The organism is Vibrio alginolyticus NBRC 15630 = ATCC 17749 (assembly GCF_000354175.2).
Lineage (GTDB): Bacteria > Pseudomonadota > Gammaproteobacteria > Enterobacterales > Vibrionaceae > Vibrio > Vibrio alginolyticus.
On record NC_022349.1, the window covers coordinates 1,826,411 to 1,852,213 of the forward strand.

Below are 25,803 nucleotides of genomic sequence, written 5' to 3' on the forward strand. Positions count from 1 at the left end.
GTTAATAGAGAGCGTAGTACATTAACTTAAGCAAACTCATGCACATACCTAGATGGTAAATTGTATGATGTTTGCTTAAGGGCATTTACGAGAGTTAAGGGTCAGTATGAGTATGAATCTCACAAATCACTTTTTGGTTGCCATGCCTGGGATGAAAGATCCGTACTTTCAAAACAGCGTGATCTACGTTTGTGAGCACAACGAAGACGGCGCTATGGGGCTGATGATCAATGCTCCTGTTGATATCACCGTCGGCAACATGCTCAAGCAGGTGGAAGTTCAGCCAGTACACCCGCGCCTATTTGAAGCCAGTCTAGATAGACCAGTCTACAATGGCGGCCCAATCTCGGAAGATCGTGGTTTTATTTTGCATAAACCCAAAGATTACTACGAGTCCAGCGTCCAAATGACCGATGACCTCGCGGTAACCACTTCGCGTGATATTCTGTCGGTGTTAGGAACAGAAGCAGAACCAAGTGATTACTTAGTGGCACTTGGCTACTCCGGTTGGAGTGCAGGCCAATTAGAAAGTGAGCTGGTCGAAAACTCTTGGCTCACCATTGAAGCAACGCCTGAAATTATCTTTAATACACCAATCAACGAGCGTTGGAAGAAAGCGGTCGAAAAGCTGGGCATCGACCCAAGTCACCTTTCAGCAGACTCTGGACATGCTTAGTCCAAATATACAGTTACATTAGATAGAGACACCTTATGTCACGCACAATTATGGCTTTTGACTTTGGAACCAAAAGCATTGGTAGCGCTATTGGCCAAGAAATTACTGGTACAGCTTCCCCATTAAAAGCCTTTAAAGCCAATGACGGTATTCCAAACTGGGACGATATCGAAAAGCAAATCAAAGAGTGGCAACCAGATTTGCTAGTGGTCGGTTTACCGACCGATCTGCATGGTAAAGACCTTGAGACCATAACCCCTCGTGCACGAAAATTTGCTAAGCGTCTGCAAGGCCGATACGGATTGCCAGTTGAACTGCATGATGAGCGTTTATCTACTGCAGAAGCTCGTGCGGAGTTGTTCAGCATGGGCGGCTACAAAGCCCTATCGAAAGGTAATGTTGACTGCCAGTCAGCGGTGGTGATTCTAGAAAGCTGGTTTGAAGCCCTTTGGGGTGAGTAAACACTTCAAGCACAATGAAAAAAGGTTGGCTTCTGCCAACCTTTTTTGTTTCTGGATTGGATTAATCCATATCGATCTTAACGTTTGCCAAACTGCCCGTAGAGAATGCTTCACCACGCTGCGTTTTCAACATCAAGCGCAGATCATTTGCCGAGTCGGCACTATGTAGTGCATCCTCTTCGCTGATCTTACCTTGCATCACTAACTTATAAAGAGATTGATCGAACGTCAGCATACCAAACTCATTTGAGCGAGCCATGGTTGACTTCAACTCATGTAAATCTCCGCGACGAATCAAATCCGACACACGTGGGCTATTTAGCAAGATCTCAAATACACCATGACGTCCCTGCCCATTTTTATCTCGGATCAGCTGCTGACCAACCACGCCTTTTAGGTTCATCGACAAATCGAACAAGAATTGTTCTTTTTGATCTTTCGGTACCAAGTGAAGAATGCGCTCTAAAGCTTGGTTTGCATTGTTGGCGTGCAACGTTGCCATACACAGGTGACCCGTTTCGGCGAAGGTCATCGCGTATTCCATTGTTTCACGGCTACGGATCTCACCAATCAAAATCATATCTGGTGCTTGGCGCAGCGAGTTTTTAAGCGCAACTTCATAGCTTTCCGTATCTAACCCAACTTCGCGTTGAGTCACGATACAGCGCTTGTGTTCATGCACGAATTCGATCGGATCTTCGACCGTCAAAATGTGCCCGGTTTTATTGCTGTTTCGATAGCCTGTCATCGCCGCCATGGTGGTCGATTTACCCGATCCAGTAGCACCGACCACCAGCACCAAACCACGCTTAGCTATCGCCAAATCTTGCAACACTAACGGTAACTTTAACTGCTCAAAAGTAGGAATATTGGTTTCAATACGACGAATCACTGCGCCTGGTAACTCGCGTTGAAAAAAGGCACTCACACGGAAGCGACCACAATCTCTCACAATGGCAAAATTCGACTCGCGACTTTTACGAAATTCCTGACGCCGATCTGGTTCCATAGCGCTATCGAGTAATGCAGCCACATCACTCTCGGTGAGTTTTTCCCCTTGCGGACGCAATTCGCCATCCACACGAAATAGAATTGGCGCTCCAACCGTGATGTAAAGATCCGACGCTTTCAGCGCCAGCATGCCTTCGAGAAATTTATCTAGATCCATCTTCCGTATTCACCATTATCTGTATGAACGTTACGAGAATTGCTGCACTTCTAATCCGATCTTACTATCGACCTCTTCACGGGCAACCATGCCTTGCGCCATTAACTGACGAGCATTTTGCTCCATGGTTTGCATGCCGTGAGCCGCACCTGTTTGAATGATCGAATACATCTGCGCGACTTTGTCTTCGCGGATCAAGTTACGAATCGCAGGCGTTGCCATCATAATTTCATGGCATGCAATACGGCCACCACCATTACGCTTCAGAAGCTTTTGCGCGATAACCGAACGAAGGGACTCAGATAGCATCGAGCGGACCATATCTTTATCACTACCAGGAAACACATCGATAATACGGTCAATGGTTTTTGCCGCCGAGCTGGTGTGCAACGTCCCGAAAACTAAGTGACCCGTTTCTGCCGCCGTTAAGGCAAGGCTGATGGTTTCTTTATCACGCATCTCACCAACCAGAATAACGTCTGGGTCTTCGCGCAATGCACTACGCAAAGCATTTTGGAAACTATGGGTGTCACGGTGAACTTCACGCTGGTTGATCAAACATTTATTGTTGTTGTGAACAAATTCAATCGGATCTTCAATTGTGAGTACGTGCTTGTTGTGATTACGGTTAATGTAGTCAACAATGGCTGCTAAGGTCGTCGATTTACCTGAACCTGTTGGGCCAGTGACCAGAACTAAGCCTTTTTCAGCATTCGCAATTTTTTTGAAGATCTCTGGCGCTTCTAGCTCTTCCAGAGTTGGAATGCTACTTGGAATGGTACGGAATACTGCCGCACAACCGCGGGATTGGTTGAAGGCGTTGACACGGAAACGGCCAACGTTATGCAACTCAAAAGAGAAATCGACTTCGAGTTTTTCTTCGAACTCACTGCGTTGGGCATCGTTCATGATTTCGAAAACCAAACGATGCACTTCTTGGTGTGTAAACGCTGGAATACCTAGTTTTCTCACATCCCCATCAATACGAACCATTGGTGGGACACCTGCAGAAAGATGTAGATCCGAGGCATTATGTTTTACACTAAAATCCAGTAACTCAGTGATATCCATTTAAAATCCTTAAGTCTAAAGTACAGCTATGAGTAGTATTCAACAAAATATTGAACATATCACCTCTCAAATTCGATATGACGAGCAAAAATGTGGTCGAACTCCAGAGTCAGTGCAACTTCTAGCGGTAAGCAAAACTAAACCTGTCGAGGCAATTCTCGAAGCCTACCAAGCGGGACAAACCGCCTTTGGTGAAAACTACGTTCAAGAGGGCGTCAGTAAAGTTCAGCACTTTGCCGAGCATTATCCAGATAATCGAATCGAATGGCACTTCATTGGCCCGATTCAATCGAATAAATCGCGACTTGTTGCTGAACATTTCGATTGGGTTCACACCATCGATCGAACCAAGATTGCTCAACGCCTGAATGATCAGCGGCCAAGCGAACTTAAACCGCTACAAGTTCTGATTCAGGTTAACACCAGTGGTGAGGCATCTAAGTCTGGTGTCACTGAAGCGGAAGTATTCGAGCTGGCGGAGTTGATTTCTCGCCTACCCAACCTCACTTTAAGAGGGTTGATGTCGATTCCTGCCAACGTGTCTGACTACGAATCACAACTCCGTGAATTTCAGAAGTTGGCTACGTTGAAGCAAACACTCGAAGCACAGTTCCCAGAAATCGATACATTATCAATGGGAATGAGTGGTGATATGACCGCTGCAATCGAAGCTGGTAGTACAATGGTTCGTATTGGAACCGCTATTTTCGGCGCACGAGACTACAGCTAAATCAACAAAACGCTCACTCGCGACATAAGTTATGTCGTCAATCGTTAGAGCGTAAATGCGCAATCATCTTACTCGCCAATAGGAGCAGTAAGTAACAGCGGCGCCATTATACACCTGAGCGCACAACAAATTCTAAATATCATGATGGAAATCAGACAAATGGAACATAAAAAAATCGCCTTCATTGGTGCTGGCAACATGGTGAGAGCCATTGTTTCCGGCTTGGTTGCTAACGGATACCCAGCGCAAAACATTACCGCGACGGCTCCTTCAGAGGCTCGCCGCCTTCTGCTAGAACAAGATTTTGGCATCCGTACCACCAGCGATAACATCCAAGCTGCGACCGAGGCGGATGTGGTGGTATTGTCTGTAAAACCGCAAATGATGGCTGATGTCTGTAAACCACTGCAATCGATCGATTTCACTAATAAACTGGTGATTTCTATTGCCGCAGGCATCAACTGTTCACGATTGGATGATATGCTAGCCACCAAATTGAACTTGGTTCGTGTTATGCCAAATACGCCATCACAACTTGGGTTGGGTATGAGTGGGTTATTCGCACCAACTCATGTAACCGAGCACGACAAAGCTTTTGCCGCAGAGTTAATGGAAGCGGTCGGTAAAGTATGCTGGGTTGAGCAAGAGTCTGGCATCAATAATGTGATTGCCGCAGCGGGCAGTGCTCCAGCATACTTCTTCCTGTTTATGGAAGCGATGCAAGCAGAAGCGATTGCGCAAGGCTTTGATAAAGAGACCGCTCGACTATTGGTTCAGCAAGCTGCACTGGGCGCGGCCAGTATGGTGGTTAGCAACCCAGAAACTGAGCTATCAACCCTGCGTGAGAACGTAACATCGAAAGGTGGGACAACGGCAGAAGCACTGCGTACATTCAACGAACATCAACTTTCAGATATTGTCGCTAAAGCCATGCAAGCTGCTGTGGCTCGCGCGGAAGAAATGGAAAAACTGTTTTAATTATGTGGATGAACTCCGTTTAGTATCATCCATCACTTGTTAAGGGTACCTTATGAATTCAATGAGTTTTCTCATCTCAACCCTATTTGACCTGTACATCATGGTCGTAATTTTGCGAATTTGGTTGCAAGCTGCGCGCGCAGACTTCTACAACCCATTCTCGCAATTCATAGTAAAAGCGACTCAGCCGGTCATTGGTCCATTGCGCCGCGTTATCCCTTCCGTGGGGAATATTGACCTAGCAACCGTGTTGTTTGCCTACGTGTTGTGTGTGCTTAAATTTGTCGTGCTTATCCTAATAGCTTCGAACGGTTCCGTCTCTTTCAGCGCTGACTTCTTATTCTTGGGCTTATTATCATTAATCAAAGCCGCAGGTGGCCTATTGTTCTGGGTACTATTGATCCGTGCAATTTTGAGCTGGGTAAGCCAAGGCCGCAGCCCTATCGAGTACGTATTCCATCAACTGACCGAGCCAATGTGCGCTCCAATCCGTCGTATTCTTCCGGCTATTGGTGGTCTTGATTTAAGCGTACTGGTGTTATTTATCGGCTTGCAGTTCGCGAACTTCTTAATGGGCGATATCATTGGTCCAATTTGGTTCCAGCTATAATGTCAGCTGCAGTTTGGCAAGATGGTGAGGACATCATCCTGAAGCTCTATATTCAACCTAAAGCTAGCCGCGATAAAATCGTTGGCTTGCATGGTGAAGAGCTAAAAATCGCCATTACTGCTCCACCTGTCGATGGCAAAGCTAATGCACACCTAACTAAGTTCTTAGCCAAGCAGTTTAAAATCGCTAAGGGCTTGGTTCACATAGAAAAAGGTGAATTAGGACGGCACAAACAAATTCGGATAGAATCGCCTACCCAGATACCGACAGAAATTAAAGCCATCTTATGATGGCTTTTTATTTACGATTTTGAACCACACTTACTAATACCAACGACTGAGTACGCATTTTTTACCCCCCTGACCAAGGTAAAATTGCAGCTATGGTTGTTTTATAACAAGTGCTTTGAGGAAGTAACAATGAGCAAATGGATTACCGCATTACTGATTAGCCTGTTGTCGTTACCAAGCTTCGCCGATCAGTTTAAAAATATGAAAGATATCGAAGTACACTATGTCGCGTTTAACTCAACATTCCTAACACCCAAAGTCGCACGTAGCTACGATATCAAACGTAATGGATACCTCGCTGTGGTTAATATTAGCGTGTTAGATAGAGCTTCATTGGGTAAGCCAGCATTAGAAGCAAAAATTGCTGGACGCGCGAAGAACCTTATCGGCCAAACTCAGACCTTGACCTTTCGTGAAGTCAAAGAAGGCAATGCGATATACTATTTAGCCGAACTGCCAATTACCCACGAAGAAACTTTTACTTTCGATATTGACGTAAAAGCTGGAAACAAAGGCTCAGGTAAGCTTAAATTCACCCAGAAGTTTTATGTTGAAGAGTAATTGGGTTGTGATGTTCCAAAAGCTTTTGGATCTAAGCAGGCTAAAAACCACTTATTAGTTAAAGAATATCTAGAGGAGAACGATTTGTTCTCCTCTATCACTATTAAAAGAGATTCCCATGAAAAAAATTGTGCTAGCAACTGGTAACCAAGGCAAAGTTCGTGAAATGGCAGATTTATTGTCTGACTTCGGCTTTGAAGTATTAGCGCAAAGTGAATTCAATGTATCGGAAGTAGCTGAAACGGGTACAACTTTCATTGAAAACGCAATCATTAAAGCTCGCCATGCCGCACAAGAAACAGGGCTTCCTGCCATTGCAGACGACTCTGGATTAGAAGTCGATTTCTTAAAAGGCGCTCCGGGCATTTACTCTGCACGTTACGCAGGCGAGAGCGCATCTGATCAAGAGAATTTAGAAAAATTGCTAGCGGCAATGGAAGGCGTACCAGAAGCAGAGCGTACAGCACGTTTCCACTGTGTATTAGTCCTCATGCGTCACGAGAACGACCCAACGCCTATCGTCTGCCACGGTAAATGGGAAGGTCGCATTCTAACTGAAGCTCACGGTGAAAATGGTTTTGGCTACGACCCAATCTTCTTTGTTCCTGAAGACAACTGTGCGTCAGCCGAACTTGAACCTGCACGTAAAAAACAACTGTCTCACCGCGGTAAAGCGCTCAAGTCGTTGTTTGCTCAACTGTCTGAGCAAGTGTCTCAGTAATCACGAGCGAATTAGACCATGTTAACGCCCCCAGCACTCAGCTTGTATGTACACATCCCGTGGTGTGTGCAAAAGTGCCCGTATTGCGACTTTAACTCTCACGCGCTCAAAACCGAGATTCCAGAAGAAGAGTACATCAGTGCCCTTTTAGAAGATTTGGATACCGACATTGAGAAATACCGACTTAACGAAGCGCCACGTCCACTGCATTCAATCTTCATTGGTGGTGGTACGCCGAGTTTGATTTCGGCAGAAGGCATCGAGCGTCTACTTAAGGGCATTGAAGCGCGTATTCCGTTCAAGCCTGAAATCGAAATCACCATGGAAGCGAATCCAGGCACCATCGAAACAGAGCGTTTTGTTGGCTACCGCAAAGCTGGTGTAACGCGTATCTCTATCGGCGTGCAAAGCTTTGAGCAACAAAAGCTTGAGCGTTTGGGGCGCATTCACGGCCAAGACGAAGCCGTCAATGCTGCTAAGCTGGCGCACCAAATCGGTTTGAACAGTTTTAACCTCGATCTCATGCACGGCTTACCTGATCAAAGCATCGAACAAGCCTTGGCAGATTTGGACAAAGCGATTGAGTTGGCACCGCCGCACTTGTCTTGGTATCAGCTGACCATCGAACCAAACACCATGTTCTACTACAAGCCACCAACGCTACCTGACGATGATGACTTGTGGGATATTTTCGAGCTCGGACACCAAAAACTTGCAGCCGCGGGTTATGTGCAATATGAAATCTCCGGTTACAGCAAGCCGGGCTATCAGTGTCAGCACAACCTCAACTACTGGCGCTTTGGTGATTACCTTGGTATCGGTTGTGGCTCTCATGGCAAACTCAGTTTTACCGACGGACGTATTATTCGAACGACAAAGGTAAAACACCCGCGAGGCTATTTAGCGGCTTATCAAAATATGGTCAAACCTTATCTGCATACAGAACATGTCGTCGCGGATGAAGATCGTCCATTCGAGTTCTTTATGAACCGATTCCGCTTAATCGAAGCCTGTCCGAAGCAAGATTATGTGGACACCACGAGCTTACCGCTCAGTACGATTCAAGAAACCATCGACTGGGCGATAGAAATGGGCTACCTGAATGAAACGCCTACCCACTGGCAAATTACTGAAAAAGGGAAGCTCTTCCTTAATGATTTGCTCGAAGCCTTTATGGCCGAAGAAAGCGAAGACTAACGCAACCCCAAAACAAAAAAAGCCTCTCAATTGAGAGGCTTTTTATTTAGAAACTGTGCCGTCCTAAATAAGGTTGACACATTTCCACATTAGAAAATTGAACGGCCAATTCGCTCTGAGAGCAGCTCAAGCGCCTTAGTACCCGCAAGCGAGTTACCTGAAGGATCAAGCTCTGGAGACCATACTGAAATGGTCATTTCACCAGGTACTACCGCGATAATGCCACCACCAACACCAGACTTACCAGGCATTCCAACGCGATAAGCAAACTCGCCCGCGCCATCATACAAGCCACACGTTGCTAACAGTGCATTAAGTTGTTTGGTTTGCACAGGAGAAACTACAGGCTTACCCGTTTGTACCGATGTGCCCTTGTTTGCTAAATAGCTAAACGTTTTAGCCAAATCGACGCAACTCATCTTCAGCGCACAAGCGTGGAAGTAGTTTTGTAGTACTGGAATCACTTCATTTTCGAAGTTGCCAAACGAACGCATGAGATATGCAATCGCCGCATTACGATCACCATGCATCATTTCGGATGCCGCAACGACTTTGTCATACACAATATGGGTATCACCAGAAAGCTGACGCACAAACTCCAACAGGCGCTGACGAGGCGCAGATAAGCGAGTTTGTAACAAATCCGCCACTACTATCGCTCCAGCATTTATAAATGGATTACGAGGAATACCTTGCTCCATTTCTAGCTGGATTAGCGAATTAAATGCCTGCCCCGAAGGCTCTTTTCCCACTCGAGACCAAATTTCTTCTTGCTTGTACAAGCACATCGCTAACGTCAAGCTCAATGCTTTTGAAATAGATTGGATAGAGAAAGGTTCATCGGCATCACCCGCCTTAATAACCTCACCTTCGTTGGTGTATACCGCAATACCTAACTTGTTGCTGGGTACTTTTGCCAGAGCAGGAATATAATCAGCCACTTTACCTTGGCCGATTAAAGGGCGTACTTCCGCCAAAATATCTGTCAAAATTTCCACTGTCGGTTTCATTCTCTACCTTCTATTTACAAGAGAACTCGTTGAGCTCAGAGGTAAAAAAAGCCAACGTGTCGTTGGCTTTTCCATAGGGTTCGTTCGACTCAAGTCGATTATGGTTTTACTGCCACAATAATATTGCGGTTGATAGATTGATCAACACGGTGAAGATAACCGATGTAAGGCTCTTCTGAAAGTACCTTCCAACCTTGCTCTTCAAATAATGCCGCGACATCTTTCCATTTCAATGTGAATTCATTGAAAGACAACACCACTGAACCTTGCTTTTTCAATACCACTTTCCATGCAGGCAGAGCCTCGTTTAAAAGCTCTAGTGGACTGCGGTTCAGTTTGCTGTCCTTAGCATTTTTGCTGCCGTGTTGCACGCCATAAGGCAGATCAGACACCATCACATCAACTGAGTTCTTTTTCACGACTTGATCAGCGATACGAGTATCAGCCGAATACAGCTTCATAAACTGAAGATTGCCTTGGTTGTAATCTTCTTTATTTACTGCAGCTTCAACCACGAAACCATCCGCCACTTTCTTGCCACCCGCAGTGCGCTTTTCTTTGCTCACTTTGTGCTTAAAGCGGCCATTCTTCATGAACTTAACAATAAAGGTCTGGATCTCTTGCACCCACTTGGCGTTGATCTCAACCCCTACCACGTTCAAACCGTGGATCAAGCCTTCAAATAAGGTTGTACCTTTACCACACATTGGATCCATTAAGGTCAGTTGTTCACTTCCCGTATTGGACGCACTAATGCCGATATTCACCATCAAACGGGTAAACTGTTCGTTTGTTTTCCCGGTGTAGCGCAAAATCTGGCTCATACTTTCCGGGAAAGTGTTAAATACGGGCGCTTGAACTGGTCGAAGTAAACCATCTTCGCGCACTTCAAATAGCGCATAGTAAATCGAAGAGGCTGCGATTCTTCGCGCCTGCTCATCGGTTAGCGCTTCCTGACAAGAAAACACCAACGCAGCAGGTAAGCCAACGTCTTTACTACCAATTTCTGTCACATCCACGCCTTGTGAAGCTAAAATTGCTTTTAGCTCAGAACAGGCAATGGTCATTGCGCTATCAAAGTAAATTCGGTTATGACCCGGATTCGCTAATATCGCGTAATGGTACATCCCATGAACTCCTCTGGTTACGCAATACGCTTATATTTGATATCCCAAACACCGTGACCAAGACGGTGACCACGAGCTTCAAACTTCGTTAGCGGGCGATCGTCTGGACGAGGAACGAAATCACCATCTTTAGCAATGTTTTCGAAACCTGGCGCTTGGTTCATCACTTCAATCATGTGCTCTGCGTAGTTTTCCCAGTCGGTCGCCATGTGGAAAATACCTTCATTAGGGATAAGCTTCTCACGCACCATTTCCGCAAAACCTAATTGAACAATACGACGCTTGTGGTGACGCTTCTTATGCCAAGGGTCTGGGAAGAACAATTGCAGTGTCGATAAGCTGCCATTTGGGATCATGTGTTCGAATACTTCTACCGCATCGTGACACATTACACGCAGGTTAGTAATTCCTGCTTCGCGAGCATCCGCAAGACAAGCACCAACGCCCGGGCTATGAACTTCGATACCGATGAAGTTTTTCTCTGGCGCGTTCTTTGCCATTTCAACCAATGAAGCACCCATACCAAAACCGATCTCAAGCACTACTGGGTTATCGTTGCCAAACACCTCTTTCCAATCGAGAAGTTCAGCTTTGAAGTCAATACCCATCGTAGGCCAGCATTCATTCATCGCGCTCTCTTGACCTTTAGTCAAACGCCCTTCACGGCGTACAAAGCTGCGGATTTTGCGGATCAGCTTTCCGTCTTCGTTGTATTCGTTAGTGGTTACTTCACTCATTGATTTTGCCTGCACATTGATTAATCAAAGCGGGGATTATCCAAAGAATTTACTTAGGTGCAAGTATTTGTTGAGCTCTTGGTCTATGGCAACCCAAAAGCAACGACACACCTCTTTATATCCCTACTGTTTATCCGTTGTACTTCTTGCCCATTATGTGGTGCAATTTTGCACCTAACCAATAATAGAATACAGAGCAAGTCGTGACACCTTTCGCCAGTGCCATCCTAGAATGGTATGACGCATATGGAAGAAAAGATCTTCCGTGGCAACAAAATAAGACCGCATACAGTGTCTGGTTGTCTGAAATTATGCTTCAGCAAACTCAGGTCACTACGGTTATTCCGTATTACCAACGTTTTTTGGAGCGCTTTCCAACCGTGATCGATCTTGCCAATGCTGAGCAAGATGAAGTCCTACACCTTTGGACTGGCTTAGGGTATTACGCCCGAGCCCGTAACCTTCACAAAGCAGCACAAGAGGTCGCCTCTACATACAATGGTGAGTTTCCTCTTGATATAGAGAAAATGAACGCCCTACCGGGGATTGGTCGCTCTACTGCTGCCGCCATTTTATCGTCTGTGTATAAACAACCACACGCGATTCTTGATGGTAACGTGAAGCGCACCCTATCCCGCTGTTTCGCAGTCGAAGGATGGCCAGGACAAAAAAAGGTTGAAAACCGGCTGTGGGAAATTGCCGAAACGCATACCCCACAAACGGATGTAGATAAGTATAACCAGGCAATGATGGACATGGGCGCAATGGTCTGCACTCGCAGCAAACCCAAATGTAGCCTCTGCCCTGTTGCTGATCTGTGTGTGGCAAAACAACAAGGTAATGTGCTCGACTACCCGGGCAAAAAACCGAAGAAAGATAAACCAATCAAGCAAACTCGTTTCGTGATGCTTCACCACAACACCGAAAATGGTCATGAGGTGTGGTTGGAGCAAAGACCACAAACAGGCATTTGGGGTGGCTTATTCTGCTTCCCACAAACCGAACATGTGGATGCAGAAAGCGACATTGAATTGCTACTGGATCAACGCGGCATTCAAGCCAGCAATATCAAACAGAAGCAAACACTGATTACCTTTCGTCATACATTCAGCCATTACCACCTAGATATCACGCCAATTTTGATTGATTTATCAAAGCAACCGGACGTGATAATGGAAGGCAACAAAGGTCTTTGGTATAACTTATCTAAACCTGAAGAAGTCGGTTTAGCCGCGCCAGTAAAACTATTGCTGGAAACGCTACCCCACGAACTTCGTTAATTGAATACAAGGAGTCATTATGAGCCGCACTGTATTTTGTGCTCGACTAAAGAAAGAAGGCGAAGGTCTAGACTTTCAACTTTACCCTGGTGAACTAGGTAAACGCATTTTCGACAACATCTCGAAAGAAGCGTGGGCTCAGTGGCAACACAAACAAACCATGTTGATCAACGAGAAGAAACTCAACATGATGGATCCAGAACACCGCAAACTTATCGAAACAGAAATGGTAAATTTCCTCTTTGAAGGAAAAGACGTTCATATCGAAGGTTACACACCGCCGAGCGAATAAAGTCGCTTGAGTTAAACAATGACATCACAACCATTTGTGGTGTCATTTTTCTATTACCTTCAATAACTCTGATACTTATGAAAAAAATTGTCTTTATTGCTGCCGCACTTTTAATGGCAGGCTGTAGCCGTGAATTCGTCGAAAAGATTTATGACGTCAACTACGAGCCAACAAACCGTTTTGCCAATAACTTAGCTGAGCTACCAGGACAATTTGAAAAAGATACTGCGGCGCTAGATGCCTTAATCAATAGCTTTTCAGGCAATATTCAAAAGCGCTGGGGTAAAAAAGAAATCAAGTACGCTGGCAAAAGTAATTACGTTAAGTACATCGATAACTACCTTAGCCGCGCCGAGGTCGACTTTCGCAAAGGCATGATCACGATAGAGACCGTATCACCGACCGAGCCCCAAAAACACCTAAAAGACGCGATTGTCACCACCTTATTAACACCAGACGATCCCGCTCATGTCGACTTATTCTCCTCTAAAGGTATCACGTTAGAGGGGCAACCATTCCTGTATAAACAAGTTGTCGACCAAGACAATAAGCCAATTCAATGGTCTTGGCGGGCAAACCGATTTGCGGAATACCTAATCGCAAATAAAATAAAAACCAAAAATGTAGATTTCAAGAAAGCGTATTATGTCGAAATTCCCATGGTTGAAGACCACTTTTCAACACGCAGCTACCAATACGCCGATATCGTGCGTCGAGCTTCCAAGAAATACGACATTCCAGAAGACTTGATATACGCCATTATTAAAACCGAGAGCAGTTTCAACCCATACGCGGTAAGTTGGGCAAATGCATATGGCCTAATGCAAGTTGTACCTAAAACAGCGGGACGAGATGTGTTCAAACTCGTGAAAAAGCGCTCGGGCCAACCAAGCCCTAAATATTTGTTTAATCCAGAAAACAACATAGATACTGGTACTGCGTATTTCTATATCTTAAAAAATCGTTATTTAAGAGAAGTCCGCCACCCTACCTCTCTCGAGTACAGCATGATTTCAGCTTACAATGGCGGTACTGGAGGAGTTTTAAACACATTTCATCGCAGTGATCGCAAACGCGCAATGCAAGATCTTAATTCATTGCAACCCAACCAAGTTTATTGGGCGTTAACCAAGAAACACCCGAACGCAGAAGCGCGTCGCTACCTAGAAAAAGTTACAAATTTCAAAAAGGAATTTAACTCGAAGCAAACTTTGTAGTGACAGTTGAATAAAAAGCGTTCGAACAACCACTTTTTTGAAATTATTTAAAAAAAGTGGTTGACGCAACGCGGGAAAATCCGTTTAATAGCGCTCCGTTGCCCGGATAGCTCAGTCGGTAGAGCAGAGGATTGAAAATCCTCGTGTCGGTGGTTCGATTCCGCCTCCGGGCACCACAATTTGATTTGTTGGTGTCTTAACGAAATGTTATAACACGGACAAAAGCACAAAGAATAAAGTGTGCCGACTTAGCTCAGTAGGTAGAGCAACTGACTTGTAATCAGTAGGTCACCAGTTCGATTCCGGTAGTCGGCACCATTCTTTTGCCTCGATAGCTCAGTCGGTAGAGCAGAGGATTGAAAATCCTCGTGTCGGTGGTTCGATTCCGCCTCGAGGCACCATATTTGGTGCACTTGCTTCATAAGCAAGACACAAAAAAGAATAGTTCCTCCTTAGCTCAGTTGGTAGAGCGACGGACTGTTAATCCGCAGGTCGCTGGTTCGAGCCCAGCAGGAGGAGCCAATTTCTAGAATCTTACTTAAGTGAGATTTTAAAAACAGAAGAGATAATCTCTTCTAAAAAGAATACAGTGTGCCGACTTAGCTCAGTAGGTAGAGCAACTGACTTGTAATCAGTAGGTCACCAGTTCGATTCCGGTAGTCGGCACCATTCTTTTGCCTCGATAGCTCAGTCGGTAGAGCAGAGGATTGAAAATCCTCGTGTCGGTGGTTCGATTCCGCCTCGAGGCACCATATTTGGTGCGTTTGCTTCATAAGCAAGACACAAAAAAGAATAATTCCTCCTTAGCTCAGTTGGTAGAGCGACGGACTGTTAATCCGCAGGTCGCTGGTTCGAGCCCAGCAGGAGGAGCCACTTTTAAAGCCGCATCACTTGATGCGGCTTTTTTGTATCTGCTTTATACGTCATTTCTCGTTTTCCCATTTATCTGCACTTCATTTCTAAACATCAGCGAACATTAAATCTTTTCTTCAAAAACACTTATTTCACGCTAAAAATTTAATCCTCATCGTAATTTCAATACGCATTAGTATCCGAGCATATTCATCTTCACTAAGATGCCCGAGTTATTACATTTCTTCTTTTAGCTATGCCTTGCATAGTGATAACACTTTATTTGTGAGCTAAATATGAAACTAAAAACTCAAGCCTATTTATTATCTGCGATCATATTGCTAGCTCTCCTAGCTCTGACCGCAACGGGCTTATGGACACTTCGCGTCGCAAGTAACCTTGATAACAAAGCTCGAGTTACTGAGCTATTTAAAAGTGCGTACAGCATACTTACCGAAGTAGAAAAGATGGCTATCGAAGGCAAAATGCCGGAAGACGAAGCGAAAGCATTAGCCACTCGCCTACTTCGTAACAATATCTACAAAGACAACGAATACGTTTATGTCGCAGATGAAAATATGATGTTCATCGCCGCACCACTAGACCCTCAACTGCACGGAACCAGCTTCCATGACTTTAGAGATGGCAGTGGTAATAGCGTAGGCCAACTCATTCTAGATGTATTGGGGCACAAAACAGGTCAGATCGTTGAATATACCTGGAGCCAAAAACAAGCAGATGGCAGCATTGAAGAAAAACACTCGATAGCAGAAAAAACACCACACTGGGGCTGGGTTGTCGGTACAGGTATTGGCTTTAATGAAGTTAACGCACGTTTTTGGTCGACAGCACAATGGCAGCTTGTGCTGTGTCTGATTATCGCGGGAAGTATTCTAAGTGGCCTGATCATTTCGATTCGCAAAATGCTTAATCTACTTGGTGGAGAGCCTAACGACGTGCGTAAAGCAGTTCAAGCTGTCGCTCAAGGAGACATTCAGACCAGTTTTGATACTGTGGCACCGAGAGGAAGTATCTATCGTGCCGTGCAAGATATGAGTCAATCACTAGCTACCATGGTGACAAACCTAGAGAAGTCTATGCATGCACTGCGCGCAGAGTTGTTTGCCGTAGAGGCTCGATCAAATACGATTGCCGATCTTACCGTATCTCAGCAGCAATCAACGGCTATGATTGCCACTGCGATGACTGAAATGGCATCTTCAGCCAACCATGTTGCCAATTCAGCAAGCGACACCGCAAACAATACGGACGAGGCAGACAAACAAAGCCAACATACTCAGAAACTCATTCACAACACGGTTGAAAACATTCAAGGTTTAGCTTCTCAATTAAATACTGCGAGTAAAGCGGTCGCCGATCTAGATCAGGATGTAAATAATATTGTAAAAGTGCTCGATGTGATTGGTGATATTGCAGAGCAAACAAACCTATTGGCACTCAATGCAGCCATTGAAGCAGCACGTGCTGGAGAGCAAGGCCGAGGCTTCGCAGTCGTTGCTGATGAGGTACGCAACCTAGCAGGACGCACACAAGACAGCACAAAAGAGATTCAGTATATGATCTCCAATCTGCAAGAAGGCTCGCGCAATGCCATTCACACAATGGAAATATGTGCAGAAACCAGTGAAAGCACTGTTACAGAGTCTAAGAATGCCTCTGAAGCTCTACAGCAAATTGTAACGGCGTTAGAATCTATCACCACAATGAGCCAGCAGATCGCTACTGCTGCCGCTGAGCAGACGCAGGTTAGCGATGATATTGCGCTACGCATAAACCTTATCGAGGAAAGCGGAGGCCAACTCAACTCTGTCGTAACCGAGAGCCAATCAAGTACTCAAAGTTTAGCTTCACTAGCGAATGAGCTAGAAGGTTGGGTAAACAAGTTCTCAGTAAAGCACTAGTTTAAAGTCAATTGTTCAATAAAAAGCACGTTTTCAGACGTGCTTTTTTGTTTTTATCGCCTTTATTTTGCAAGTGAACACACTATCAATGTTAAAACATCGCTTAAAGCATGGCGCATTGCTGCTAAAAACGCATAAAAACAGCCCACTCCGAGCACAAATTCATCAAACGATATTTTATTTTAATTTTATTGTTGACCTGAAAGCCGAAAAGCCTTTTAATACACCTCGTCGCCCGGATAGCTCAGTCGGTAGAGCAGAGGATTGAAAATCCTCGTGTCGGTGGTTCGATTCCGCCTCCGGGCACCACAATTTATTAATTGTTGGTGCTTAGCACGAACAATGTTAAAGAATAAAATGTGCCGACTTAGCTCAGTAGGTAGAGCAACTGACTTGTAATCAGTAGGTCACCAGTTCGATTCCGGTAGTCGGCACCATTTATTCTCTTAAAAAGACAATTCCTCCTTAGCTCAGTTGGTAGAGCGACGGACTGTTAATCCGCAGGTCGCTGGTTCGAGCCCAGCAGGAGGAGCCAATTTTCATTATTAAGTTAATAACTTATTAATGACATTGTGCCGACTTAGCTCAGTAGGTAGAGCAACTGACTTGTAATCAGTAGGTCACCAGTTCGATTCCGGTAGTCGGCACCACTTATTAAAATTTGTTCCTCCTTAGCTCAGTTGGTAGAGCGACGGACTGTTAATCCGCAGGTCGCTGGTTCGAGCCCAGCAGGAGGAGCCATATTAGAAGAAGCCGCATCATTTGATGCGGCTTTTTTGTATTAGTTTAAAGCTAAGCTCTCTCCTACTACCCACGAAATAACATAAGCGCTTTGATTATTAAAAACCGCTTACCGCAAGCTAACTATCGACTCACTAAGTAACCAGAAAATATTAACCACAAACGCGCGTGGCAAATGGTATGCCTTTCAACTAAAAAAAAGCCAGGTAAAAACCTAGCTTTTTAATTCAATCGGCCATCTCTGAAATCAGCTTAAACCACCAAGACAAATATACTTTGTCTCCAGATATTCATCGAGGCCTTGCTTAGCACCTTCCCGTCCAACACCCGACTCTTTAACTCCACCAAATGGAGCCACTTCAGTAGAGATGATCCCTTCATTCACTCCAACCATGCCATACTCTAAACCTTCACTAAAAGTCACAATACGCTTCAAGCTATTCGTATAGAAATAACAAGCCAAACCATATTCTGTATCGTTCGTCATTTCGAGAACTTGATCATCATTTTCAAAGGTAACAATAGGCAACACAGGCCCGAATAGCTCTTGCTGAACAATCGACATATTCTGCGTCACACTATCCAAAAGAACGGGCTCCATAAAGCGACCAGGCCGTCTCTGTGGAGAGTTAGCAATAGAGGCTCCTTCTTGTACAGCTTGATCGATCACCGCTTCTAGTCGATGCTTAGAGGCCATGGTAATAACAGGACCTAATGTGACACCTTTCTCTAAACCATTGCCAAGCTTTAATTTGCTTAACTTCGACAATACTTTATCAACAAAAGCTTGTTTTACATTTTTATGAACATATAGCCGATTGGTACAAACACATGTTTGCCCTGCATTACGGAACTTCGACGCGACAAGCCCTTCCGCAGCCGCATCTAAGTCTGCATCTTCAAACACGATGAAAGGCGCATTACCACCCAACTCCATCGACACCGCCTTGACTGAATCACTGGCTTGCTTCATCAAAATTTTCCCAACGCGCGTAGACCCCGTAAAAGAGATCTTCTGAATCCTAGGATCAGTACTTAGTACTTGACCAAACTCAGCAGCCTGTTCTGATACCACGACAGAAAGCAGTTCTTTAGGGATACCAGCCTGATAAGCTAATTCAACAACAGCAATTGCAGTGAGAGGGGTAAGCTCTGATGGCTTGATCAACATGCCACAACCTGCCGCTAGGGCTGGTGCTACTTTTCTTGTAATCATCGCAATAGGGAAGTTCCAAGGTGTAATTGCAGCGCATACTCCCACAGGCTGGCGAATTGCAGATAGACGTCTATCTGTCGTGGGAGCAGGAATAACTTCGCCATAAGCACGTTTTGCTTCTTCTGAGAACCACTCGACAAAAGAGGCACCATACATCACTTCCCCTTTGCTTTCAGCTAAAGGTTTTCCCTGCTCTAAGGTAATAATCGTGGCTATGTCTTCTGCATTATCAAGAAGTAGTTGATACCACCCCATCAAACGACGAGAGCGCTCTTTGGCACTTAATTTAGCCCAACGGACTTGCTCCGTTTTGCACTGACCAATGAGATCATCTAACTCATCAAGAGTACTAGGCTTTAACCGAATTAACTCTTGCTCAGTTGCAGGGTTGATGACCACAATTCCCTCTTCGGAAGACCATTGCTTAAATACAGATTTCAGCGTTTCATTTTTTATTTGTTGCATCATCAAACATACTCCTCAAGAACTCCTCTTAGGTTAATCGCTACTAGCAAGTTCAGCAAAGAAAACAAAGTTTTCTAAAAGGCATTAATTTTCGGAAGACTTAGCTCTCTTCCTCACTATATTTCGGGAAATTGCGCAATCCACGCAACGACGGTTTCGCTCTAAATATGGGAGCAATGAATGTTTGAGAAATAAGAAGTAGAAAATTATTGTTTAAGAGAGACGCTAACAAAACACGCAGTACGGAAGACTATTCATTCTATTACGGTTTAGGGCGAGTGTTATAAAGACTCATTGTTCAAATGACCAATCTTTCAACGAGGACATGATACAAACTCGGAGTAATTGGAAGTGCAGGCAGCAGGCTCATCTTCCTGAGAAACTCATGTGCCAAAAGGGTAAAGAAAGTCGTATTGTCTCGCCTTCAATATGTAAATGCATTTCTAGGGGACACGACCAAACGAAAAAGCCCCAGTCTTTCGACTGGGGCTTAATATAAGTGGCGGAGTGGACGGGACTCGAACCCGCGACCCCCGGCGTGACAGGCCGGTATTCTAACCAACTGAACTACCACTCCGCAGTGGTATCACTCGCTTGTAATCAGCAAGTGTCCGCTTTTGTCTTCACTTTTCGAAAAAGTGAAAATAAAACTAAAGCCTGGCGATGTCCTACTCTCACATGGGGAAGCCCCACACTACCATCGGCGCTATTTCGTTTCACTTCTGAGTTCGGTATGGAAATCAGGTGGGTCCAAAATGCTATGGTCGCCAAGCAAAATTCTTTACATTTTGTTTTAGGCTTTAATTTAAAACATAAAACAAACAATAAATGGTGCTGATACCCAGAATCGAACTGGGGACCTCATCCTTACCAAGGATGCGCTCTACCGACTGAGCCATATCAGCACATTATTTGTGTCCGTGAGGACTAAAAAAGCCCGCTTTTACAAACGGGCTCTCTTAACTTTTGTCTTCGCCTTTTTAAAAAGGAAAAAACTAAATTTAAAGCCTGGCGATGTCCTACTCTCACATGGGGAAGCCCCACACTACCATCGGCGCTATTTCGTTTCACTTCTGAGTTCGGCATGGAAATCAGGTGGGTCCAAAACGCTATGGTCGCCAAGCAAATTCTTTAATCTGGAAAGCTGTTTTTTAATTCTCGTTCTTACACATTCAACGTTCTTTCATTGAGTCCATCAAAACCCCTTGGGTGTTGTATGGTTAAGCCTCACGGGCAATTAGTACAGGTTAGCTCAACGCCTCACAACGCTTACACACCCTGCCTATCAACGTCGTAGTCTACGACAACCCTTTAGGATACTTAAAGTATCAGGGAGAACTCATCTCAAGGCTCGCTTCCCGCTTAGATGCTTTCAGCGGTTATCGATCCCGAACTTAGCTACCGGGCAATGCGTCTGGCGACACAACCCGAACACCAGAGGTTCGTCCACTCCGGTCCTCTCGTACTAGGAGCAGCCCCTTTCAATTCTCCAACGCCCACGGCAGATAGGGACCGAACTGTCTCACGACGTTCTAAACCCAGCTCGCGTACCACTTTAAATGGCGAACAGCCATACCCTTGGGACCGACTTCAGCCCCAGGATGTGATGAGCCGACATCGAGGTGCCAAACACCGCCGTCGATATGAACTCTTGGGCGGTATCAGCCTGTTATCCCCGGAGTACCTTTTATCCGTTGAGCGATGGCCCTTCCATTCAGAACCACCGGATCACTATGACCTGCTTTCGCACCTGCTCGAATTGTCATTCTCGCAGTCAAGCGGGCTTATGCCATTGCACTAACCTCACGATGTCCAACCGTGATTAGCCCACCTTCGTGCTCCTCCGTTACGCTTTGGGAGGAGACCGCCCCAGTCAAACTACCCACCAGGCACTGTCCGCAACCCCGATAAGGGGTCGACGTTAGAACATCAACACTACAAGGGTGGTATTTCAAGGACGGCTCCACGCAATCTAGCGACTGCGCTTCAAAGCCTCCCACCTATCCTACACATGTAGGGTCAATGTTCAGTGCCAAGCTGTAGTAAAGGTTCACGGGGTCTTTCCGTCTAGCCGCGGGTACACTGCATCTTCACAGCGATTTCAATTTCACTGAGTCTCGGGTGGAGACAGCGTGGCCATCATTACGCCATTCGTGCAGGTCGGAACTTACCCGACAAGGAATTTCGCTACCTTAGGACCGTTATAGTTACGGCCGCCGTTTACCGGGGCTTCGATCAAGAGCTTCGACCGAAGTCTAACCCCATCAATTAACCTTCCGGCACCGGGCAGGCGTCACACCGTATACGTCATCTTGCGATTTTGCACAGTGCTGTGTTTTTAATAAACAGTTGCAGCCACCTGGTATCTGCGACTCTCAATAGCTCCATCCGCGAGGGACTTCACCGTCGAGAGCGTACCTTCTCCCGAAGTTACGGTACCATTTTGCCTAGTTCCTTCACCCGAGTTCTCTCAAGCGCCTTGGTATTCTCTACCCGACCACCTGTGTCGGTTTGGGGTACGATTCCTTACAATCTGAAGCTTAGAGGCTTTTCCTGGAAGCATGGCATCAATGACTTCACTACCGTAGTAGCTCGACGTCGTGTCTCAGCCTTAGAAAGAGCCGGATTTACCTAACTCTTCAGCCTACGCACTTGAACCTGGACAACCGTCGCCAGGCCCACCTAGCCTTCTCCGTCCCCCCATCGCAATTGTAAGAAGTACGGGAATATTAACCCGTTTCCCATCGACTACGCCTTTCGGCCTCGCCTTAGGGGTCGACTTACCCTGCCCCGATTAACGTTGGACAGGAACCCTTGGTCTTCCGGCGAGGAGGTTTTTCACCCCCTTTATCGTTACTCATGTCAGCATTCGCACTTCTGATACGTCCAGCATGCGTTACCACACACCTTCAACCGCTTACAGAACGCTCCCCTACCCAATGCACTAAAGTACATTGCCGCAGCTTCGGTTTACTACTTAGCCCCGTTACATCTTCCGCGCAGGCCGACTCGACCAGTGAGCTATTACGCTTTCTTTAAATGATGGCTGCTTCTAAGCCAACATCCTGGCTGTCTGAGCCTTCCCACATCGTTTCCCACTTAGTAGTAATTTGGGACCTTAGCTGGCGGTCTGGGTTGTTTCCCTCTCCACGACGGACGTTAGCACCCGCCGTGTGTCTCCCGGATAGTACTTACTGGTATTCGGAGTTTGCAAAGGGTTGGTAAGTCGGGATGACCCCCTAGCCTTAACAGTGCTCTACCCCCAGTAGTATTCGTCCGAGGCGCTACCTAAATAGCTTTCGGGGAGAACCAGCTATCTCCAGGTTTGATTGGCCTTTCACCCCTAGCCACAAGTCATCCGCTAATTTTTCAACATTAGTCGGTTCGGTCCTCCAGTTGATGTTACTCAACCTTCAACCTGCCCATGGCTAGATCACCTGGTTTCGGGTCTATATCCAGAGACTGAACGCCCAGTTAAGACTCGGTTTCCCTACGGCTCCCCTAGATGGTTAACCTTGCCACTGAATATAAGTCGCTGACCCATTATACAAAAGGTACGCAGTCACAGGACAAGCCTGCTCCTACTGCTTGTACGTACACGGTTTCAGGTTCTATTTCACTCCCCTCACAGGGGTTCTTTTCGCCTTTCCCTCACGGTACTGGTTCACTATCGGTCAGTCAGTAGTATTTAGCCTTGGAGGATGGTCCCCCCATATTCAGACAGGATATCACGTGTCCCGCCCTACTCGATTTCACTGAACACACGTCGTCAACTACGGGACTATCACCCTGTATCGTCGGCCTTTCCAGGCTGTTCGTCTAACGCGTGTAAAGCTTAAGGGCTAGTCCAATTTCGCTCGCCGCTACTTTCGGAATCTCGGTTGATTTCTTTTCCTCGGGGTACTTAGATGTTTCAGTTCCCCCGGTTCGCCCTGTTGAGCTATGTATTCACTCAACAGTAATACCTTATGGTATTGGGTTTCCCCATTCGGAAATCCCAGACTCAAATGGTTTTTACTACCTAATCTGGGCTTATCGCAAGTTAATACGTCCTTCATCGCCTCTGACTGCCAAGGCATCCACCGTGTACGCTTAGTCACTTAACCATACAACCCGAAGGAGTTTCGAGTTGATGAACAAGTCACCAAAGTTGTCTGCAATTTTTATACATGATGCAGACTCGATTTTGCCGGACTCAAATTCCAAGAACACTTGAATGTGTTTTTAGTTGTATTCATAAATGAATACTTTGAGAACTTTACAAACAACAATAAATTGTTGTTTTGTCAGCTTTCCAAATTGTTAAAGAGCTAGATTTTCTGATGAAAACCATTTTTAAAGATTCTTTTTCAAGAACACTTAAAGATGGTGGAGCTATGCGGGATCGAACCGCAGACCTCCTGCGTGCAAGGCAGGCGCTCTCCCAGCTGAGCTATAGCCCCATCAAGGTGTCGATACTGTCGCCAATTCCTTGGGAAAGAAATTGGTGGGTCTGAGTGGACTCGAACCACCGACCTCTCGCTTATCAGGCGAACGCTCTAACCACCTGAGCTACAGACCCAGTATCGTCTCTTTACTTTATAAACCATATCAATCTGTGTGGACACTCATCGTGAGTAATCATCGCATAAGGAGGTGATCCAGCGCCAGGTTCCCCTAGCGCTACCTTGTTACGACTTCACCCCAGTCATGAACCACAAAGTGGTAAGCGTCCCCCCGAAGGTTAAACTACCTACTTCTTTTGCAGCCCACTCCCATGGTGTGACGGGCGGTGTGTACAAGGCCCGGGAACGTATTCACCGTGGCATTCTGATCCACGATTACTAGCGATTCCGACTTCATGGAGTCGAGTTGCAGACTCCAATCCGGACTACGACGCACTTTTTGGGATTCGCTCACTTTCGCAAGTTGGCCGCCCTCTGTATGCGCCATTGTAGCACGTGTGTAGCCCTACTCGTAAGGGCCATGATGACTTGACGTCGTCCCCACCTTCCTCCGGTTTATCACCGGCAGTCTCCCTGGAGTTCCCGACATTACTCGCTGGCAAACAAGGATAAGGGTTGCGCTCGTTGCGGGACTTAACCCAACATTTCACAACACGAGCTGACGACAGCCATGCAGCACCTGTCTCAGAGTTCCCGAAGGCACCAATCCATCTCTGGAAAGTTCTCTGGATGTCAAGAGTAGGTAAGGTTCTTCGCGTTGCATCGAATTAAACCACATGCTCCACCGCTTGTGCGGGCCCCCGTCAATTCATTTGAGTTTTAATCTTGCGACCGTACTCCCCAGGCGGTCTACTTAACGCGTTAGCTCCGAAAGCCACGGCTCAAGGCCACAACCTCCAAGTAGACATCGTTTACGGCGTGGACTACCAGGGTATCTAATCCTGTTTGCTCCCCACGCTTTCGCATCTGAGTGTCAGTATCTGTCCAGGGGGCCGCCTTCGCCACCGGTATTCCTTCAGATCTCTACGCATTTCACCGCTACACCTGAAATTCTACCCCCCTCTACAGTACTCTAGTCTGCCAGTTTCAAATGCTATTCCGAGGTTGAGCCCCGGGCTTTCACATCTGACTTAACAAACCACCTGCATGCGCTTTACGCCCAGTAATTCCGATTAACGCTCGCACCCTCCGTATTACCGCGGCTGCTGGCACGGAGTTAGCCGGTGCTTCTTCTGTCGCTAACGTCAAATAATGCAGCTATTAACTACACTACCTTCCTCACGACTGAAAGTACTTTACAACCCGAAGGCCTTCTTCATACACGCGGCATGGCTGCATCAGGCTTGCGCCCATTGTGCAATATTCCCCACTGCTGCCTCCCGTAGGAGTCTGGACCGTGTCTCAGTTCCAGTGTGGCTGATCATCCTCTCAGACCAGCTAGGGATCGTCGCCTTGGTGAGCCCTTACCTCACCAACTAGCTAATCCCACCTAGGCATATCCTGACGCGAGAGGCCCGAAGGTCCCCCTCTTTGGCCCGTAGGCATCATGCGGTATTAGCCATCGTTTCCAATGGTTATCCCCCACATCAGGGCAATTTCCTAGGCATTACTCACCCGTCCGCCGCTCGACGCCGTTATCGTTCCCCGAAGGTTCAGATAACTCGTTTCCGCTCGACTTGCATGTGTTAGGCCTGCCGCCAGCGTTCAATCTGAGCCATGATCAAACTCTTCAATTTAAGATTTTGTTCGGCTCAATGAATACTGAACATTCCTTTCGCTAATAAATAGCAGAAGTAATGTTTGAATTGACTGTGCTCTTATTGGTTTTTACTTTTGAAAAAGTAAAACAAAACAGCTCAAGGCTGCTTCCCAATTCAAATGGTCACTTCGTTTCATTGAAACCTAATTTGATACCGAAGTATCGAATTGGATTATCATCAACGAGTGCCCACACAGATTGATAGGTCTATATTGTTAAAGAGCTTGCTTTGCGAGAAGTTTTTCTCTCAAAGCGGAGGTGCATTCTAGCGATTTAG

The 25,803-nt window shown here is 46.0% G+C and carries 19 protein-coding genes, 16 tRNA genes and 4 rRNA genes; 25 read left to right on the forward strand and 14 right to left on the reverse strand.

What is annotated here, in order from left to right:
* Nucleotides 1-112 precede the first annotated feature (112 nt).
* Together N646_RS08250 and ruvX are read left to right on the forward strand one after the other, a co-directional pair.
* Nucleotides 113-676 (forward strand): YqgE/AlgH family protein, encoded by a 564-nt coding sequence (locus N646_RS08250; protein WP_005381020.1) that lies wholly within the window; start codon nt 113-115, stop codon nt 674-676.
* Nucleotides 677-711: 35 nt separating this feature from the next.
* Nucleotides 712-1,137 (forward strand): Holliday junction resolvase RuvX, encoded by a 426-nt coding sequence (gene ruvX / locus N646_RS08255; protein ID WP_005381017.1) that lies wholly within the window; start codon nt 712-714, stop codon nt 1,135-1,137.
* Nucleotides 1,138-1,198: 61 nt separating this feature from the next.
* On the opposite strand, the gene N646_RS08260 is transcribed toward ruvX, so the two are convergent.
* Both N646_RS08260 and N646_RS08265 read right to left on the reverse strand, forming a co-directional pair.
* Nucleotides 1,199-2,305 carry a PilT/PilU family type 4a pilus ATPase gene (locus N646_RS08260; RefSeq protein ID WP_005381016.1) on the reverse strand — a complete coding sequence of 369 codons (1,107 nt, stop codon included), beginning with the start codon at nt 2,303-2,305 and terminating at the stop codon, nt 1,199-1,201.
* Between the two features lie 30 nt (nt 2,306-2,335).
* On the reverse strand, nt 2,336-3,376 hold the full coding sequence (locus N646_RS08265; RefSeq protein WP_005381015.1) for a type IV pilus twitching motility protein PilT: 1,041 nt from the start codon (nt 3,374-3,376) through the stop codon (nt 2,336-2,338).
* Between the two features lie 28 nt (nt 3,377-3,404).
* Here N646_RS08265 and N646_RS08270 point away from each other — a divergent pair, with 28 nt between their 5' ends.
* The 7 genes from N646_RS08270 (at nt 3,405) to hemW (ending at nt 8,463) form a co-directional block, all read left to right on the forward strand.
* Nucleotides 3,405-4,106, forward strand: a complete 702-nt coding sequence (locus N646_RS08270) for a YggS family pyridoxal phosphate-dependent enzyme (protein WP_005384521.1) — start codon at nt 3,405-3,407, stop codon at nt 4,104-4,106.
* 159 nt (nt 4,107-4,265) lie between these two features.
* Nucleotides 4,266-5,084, forward strand: coding sequence for a pyrroline-5-carboxylate reductase (proC, locus tag N646_RS08275; RefSeq protein WP_005381013.1), 819 nt, complete (start codon nt 4,266-4,268; stop codon nt 5,082-5,084).
* A gap of 52 nt (nt 5,085-5,136) precedes the next feature.
* The gene (locus tag N646_RS08280) at nt 5,137-5,694 is read left to right on the forward strand and encodes a YggT family protein (RefSeq protein ID WP_005381012.1); all 558 of its coding nucleotides are present in this window, start codon (nt 5,137-5,139) and stop codon (nt 5,692-5,694) included.
* On the forward strand, nt 5,694-5,984 hold the full coding sequence (gene yggU / locus N646_RS08285; RefSeq protein ID WP_005393980.1) for a DUF167 family protein YggU: 291 nt from the start codon (nt 5,694-5,696) through the stop codon (nt 5,982-5,984). The genes N646_RS08280 and yggU overlap by 1 nt, the downstream gene beginning before the upstream one ends.
* 129 nt (nt 5,985-6,113) lie before the next feature.
* Entirely contained in the window at nt 6,114-6,545 is a 432-nt protein-coding gene (locus N646_RS08290; protein WP_005381010.1) for a DUF4426 domain-containing protein, read from the forward strand.
* 118 nt (nt 6,546-6,663) lie between these two features.
* Nucleotides 6,664-7,266 carry an XTP/dITP diphosphatase gene (locus tag N646_RS08295; protein ID WP_005381009.1) on the forward strand — a complete coding sequence of 201 codons (603 nt, stop codon included), beginning with the start codon at nt 6,664-6,666 and terminating at the stop codon, nt 7,264-7,266.
* An 18-nt stretch (nt 7,267-7,284) separates the two neighbouring features.
* A complete protein-coding gene (gene hemW / locus N646_RS08300) occupies nt 7,285-8,463 on the forward strand; it encodes a radical SAM family heme chaperone HemW (protein ID WP_017821891.1) in 1,179 nt (392 codons plus the stop codon).
* A gap of 89 nt (nt 8,464-8,552) precedes the next feature.
* On the opposite strand, the gene glsB is transcribed toward hemW, so the two are convergent.
* The 3 genes from glsB to trmB all read right to left on the reverse strand — a co-directional run bounded on the left by glsB (nt 8,553) and on the right by trmB (nt 11,337).
* Nucleotides 8,553-9,473 (reverse strand): glutaminase B, encoded by a 921-nt coding sequence (glsB, locus tag N646_RS08305; protein WP_005381007.1) that lies wholly within the window; start codon nt 9,471-9,473, stop codon nt 8,553-8,555.
* 98 nt (nt 9,474-9,571) lie between these two features.
* Nucleotides 9,572-10,600 (reverse strand): TRM11 family SAM-dependent methyltransferase, encoded by a 1,029-nt coding sequence (locus tag N646_RS08310; RefSeq protein WP_017821892.1) that lies wholly within the window; start codon nt 10,598-10,600, stop codon nt 9,572-9,574.
* A 17-nt stretch (nt 10,601-10,617) separates the two neighbouring features.
* Entirely contained in the window at nt 10,618-11,337 is a 720-nt protein-coding gene (gene trmB, locus N646_RS08315) for a tRNA (guanosine(46)-N7)-methyltransferase TrmB (protein ID WP_005384506.1), read from the reverse strand.
* 203 nt (nt 11,338-11,540) lie between these two features.
* On the opposite strand from trmB, the gene mutY reads away from it, so the two are divergent.
* From mutY to N646_RS08395, 16 genes are all read left to right on the forward strand, one after another.
* Nucleotides 11,541-12,617, forward strand: coding sequence for an A/G-specific adenine glycosylase (gene mutY / locus N646_RS08320; protein ID WP_017821893.1), 1,077 nt, complete (start codon nt 11,541-11,543; stop codon nt 12,615-12,617).
* 19 nt (nt 12,618-12,636) lie between these two features.
* Nucleotides 12,637-12,909 carry an oxidative damage protection protein gene (locus N646_RS08325; protein ID WP_005381002.1) on the forward strand — a complete coding sequence of 91 codons (273 nt, stop codon included), beginning with the start codon at nt 12,637-12,639 and terminating at the stop codon, nt 12,907-12,909.
* A gap of 77 nt (nt 12,910-12,986) precedes the next feature.
* On the forward strand, nt 12,987-14,126 hold the full coding sequence (gene mltC, locus N646_RS08330) for a membrane-bound lytic murein transglycosylase MltC (RefSeq protein ID WP_017821894.1): 1,140 nt from the start codon (nt 12,987-12,989) through the stop codon (nt 14,124-14,126).
* A 100-nt stretch (nt 14,127-14,226) separates the two neighbouring features.
* Nucleotides 14,227-14,302: transfer RNA gene (locus tag N646_RS08335), tRNA-Phe, on the forward strand.
* 66 nt (nt 14,303-14,368) lie between these two features.
* Nucleotides 14,369-14,444 (forward strand) — tRNA-Thr (locus N646_RS08340).
* Between the two features lie 7 nt (nt 14,445-14,451).
* Nucleotides 14,452-14,527, forward strand: a tRNA-Phe gene (locus tag N646_RS08345).
* A gap of 45 nt (nt 14,528-14,572) precedes the next feature.
* Nucleotides 14,573-14,648 (forward strand) — tRNA-Asn (locus tag N646_RS08350).
* 71 nt (nt 14,649-14,719) lie between these two features.
* Nucleotides 14,720-14,795, forward strand: a tRNA-Thr gene (locus tag N646_RS08355).
* A 7-nt stretch (nt 14,796-14,802) separates the two neighbouring features.
* Nucleotides 14,803-14,878 (forward strand) — tRNA-Phe (locus N646_RS08360).
* Nucleotides 14,879-14,923: 45 nt separating this feature from the next.
* Nucleotides 14,924-14,999: transfer RNA gene (locus N646_RS08365), tRNA-Asn, on the forward strand.
* Between the two features lie 275 nt (nt 15,000-15,274).
* On the forward strand, nt 15,275-16,900 hold the full coding sequence (locus N646_RS08370) for a methyl-accepting chemotaxis protein (protein WP_017821980.1): 1,626 nt from the start codon (nt 15,275-15,277) through the stop codon (nt 16,898-16,900).
* 233 nt (nt 16,901-17,133) lie between these two features.
* Nucleotides 17,134-17,209 (forward strand) — tRNA-Phe (locus tag N646_RS08375).
* A 52-nt stretch (nt 17,210-17,261) separates the two neighbouring features.
* Nucleotides 17,262-17,337: transfer RNA gene (locus tag N646_RS08380), tRNA-Thr, on the forward strand.
* 22 nt (nt 17,338-17,359) lie between these two features.
* A tRNA-Asn gene (locus N646_RS08385) sits at nt 17,360-17,435 on the forward strand.
* Nucleotides 17,436-17,474: 39 nt separating this feature from the next.
* Nucleotides 17,475-17,550 (forward strand) — tRNA-Thr (locus tag N646_RS08390).
* Nucleotides 17,551-17,565: 15 nt separating this feature from the next.
* Nucleotides 17,566-17,641 (forward strand) — tRNA-Asn (locus tag N646_RS08395).
* Nucleotides 17,642-17,888: 247 nt separating this feature from the next.
* Here N646_RS08395 and N646_RS08400 read toward each other — a convergent pair.
* The 9 genes from N646_RS08400 to N646_RS08440 all read right to left on the reverse strand — a co-directional run bounded on the left by N646_RS08400 (nt 17,889) and on the right by N646_RS08440 (nt 25,503).
* Entirely contained in the window at nt 17,889-19,325 is a 1,437-nt protein-coding gene (locus tag N646_RS08400) for an NAD-dependent succinate-semialdehyde dehydrogenase (protein ID WP_017821979.1), read from the reverse strand.
* A gap of 497 nt (nt 19,326-19,822) precedes the next feature.
* Nucleotides 19,823-19,899 (reverse strand) — tRNA-Asp (locus N646_RS08405).
* Between the two features lie 78 nt (nt 19,900-19,977).
* A 5S ribosomal RNA gene (rrf, locus tag N646_RS08410) occupies nt 19,978-20,094 on the reverse strand.
* A 57-nt stretch (nt 20,095-20,151) separates the two neighbouring features.
* Nucleotides 20,152-20,227 (reverse strand) — tRNA-Thr (locus N646_RS08415).
* A 101-nt stretch (nt 20,228-20,328) separates the two neighbouring features.
* A 5S ribosomal RNA gene (rrf, locus tag N646_RS08420) occupies nt 20,329-20,445 on the reverse strand.
* A 93-nt stretch (nt 20,446-20,538) separates the two neighbouring features.
* Nucleotides 20,539-23,428, reverse strand: a 23S ribosomal RNA gene (locus N646_RS08425).
* A gap of 260 nt (nt 23,429-23,688) precedes the next feature.
* Nucleotides 23,689-23,764 (reverse strand) — tRNA-Ala (locus tag N646_RS08430).
* Nucleotides 23,765-23,806: 42 nt separating this feature from the next.
* Nucleotides 23,807-23,883: transfer RNA gene (locus tag N646_RS08435), tRNA-Ile, on the reverse strand.
* A gap of 67 nt (nt 23,884-23,950) precedes the next feature.
* A 16S ribosomal RNA gene (locus N646_RS08440) occupies nt 23,951-25,503 on the reverse strand.
* The 16S, 23S and 5S rRNA genes sit together here with 4 tRNA genes alongside, the layout of an rRNA operon.
* Between the last annotated feature and the right edge of the window lie 300 nt (nt 25,504-25,803).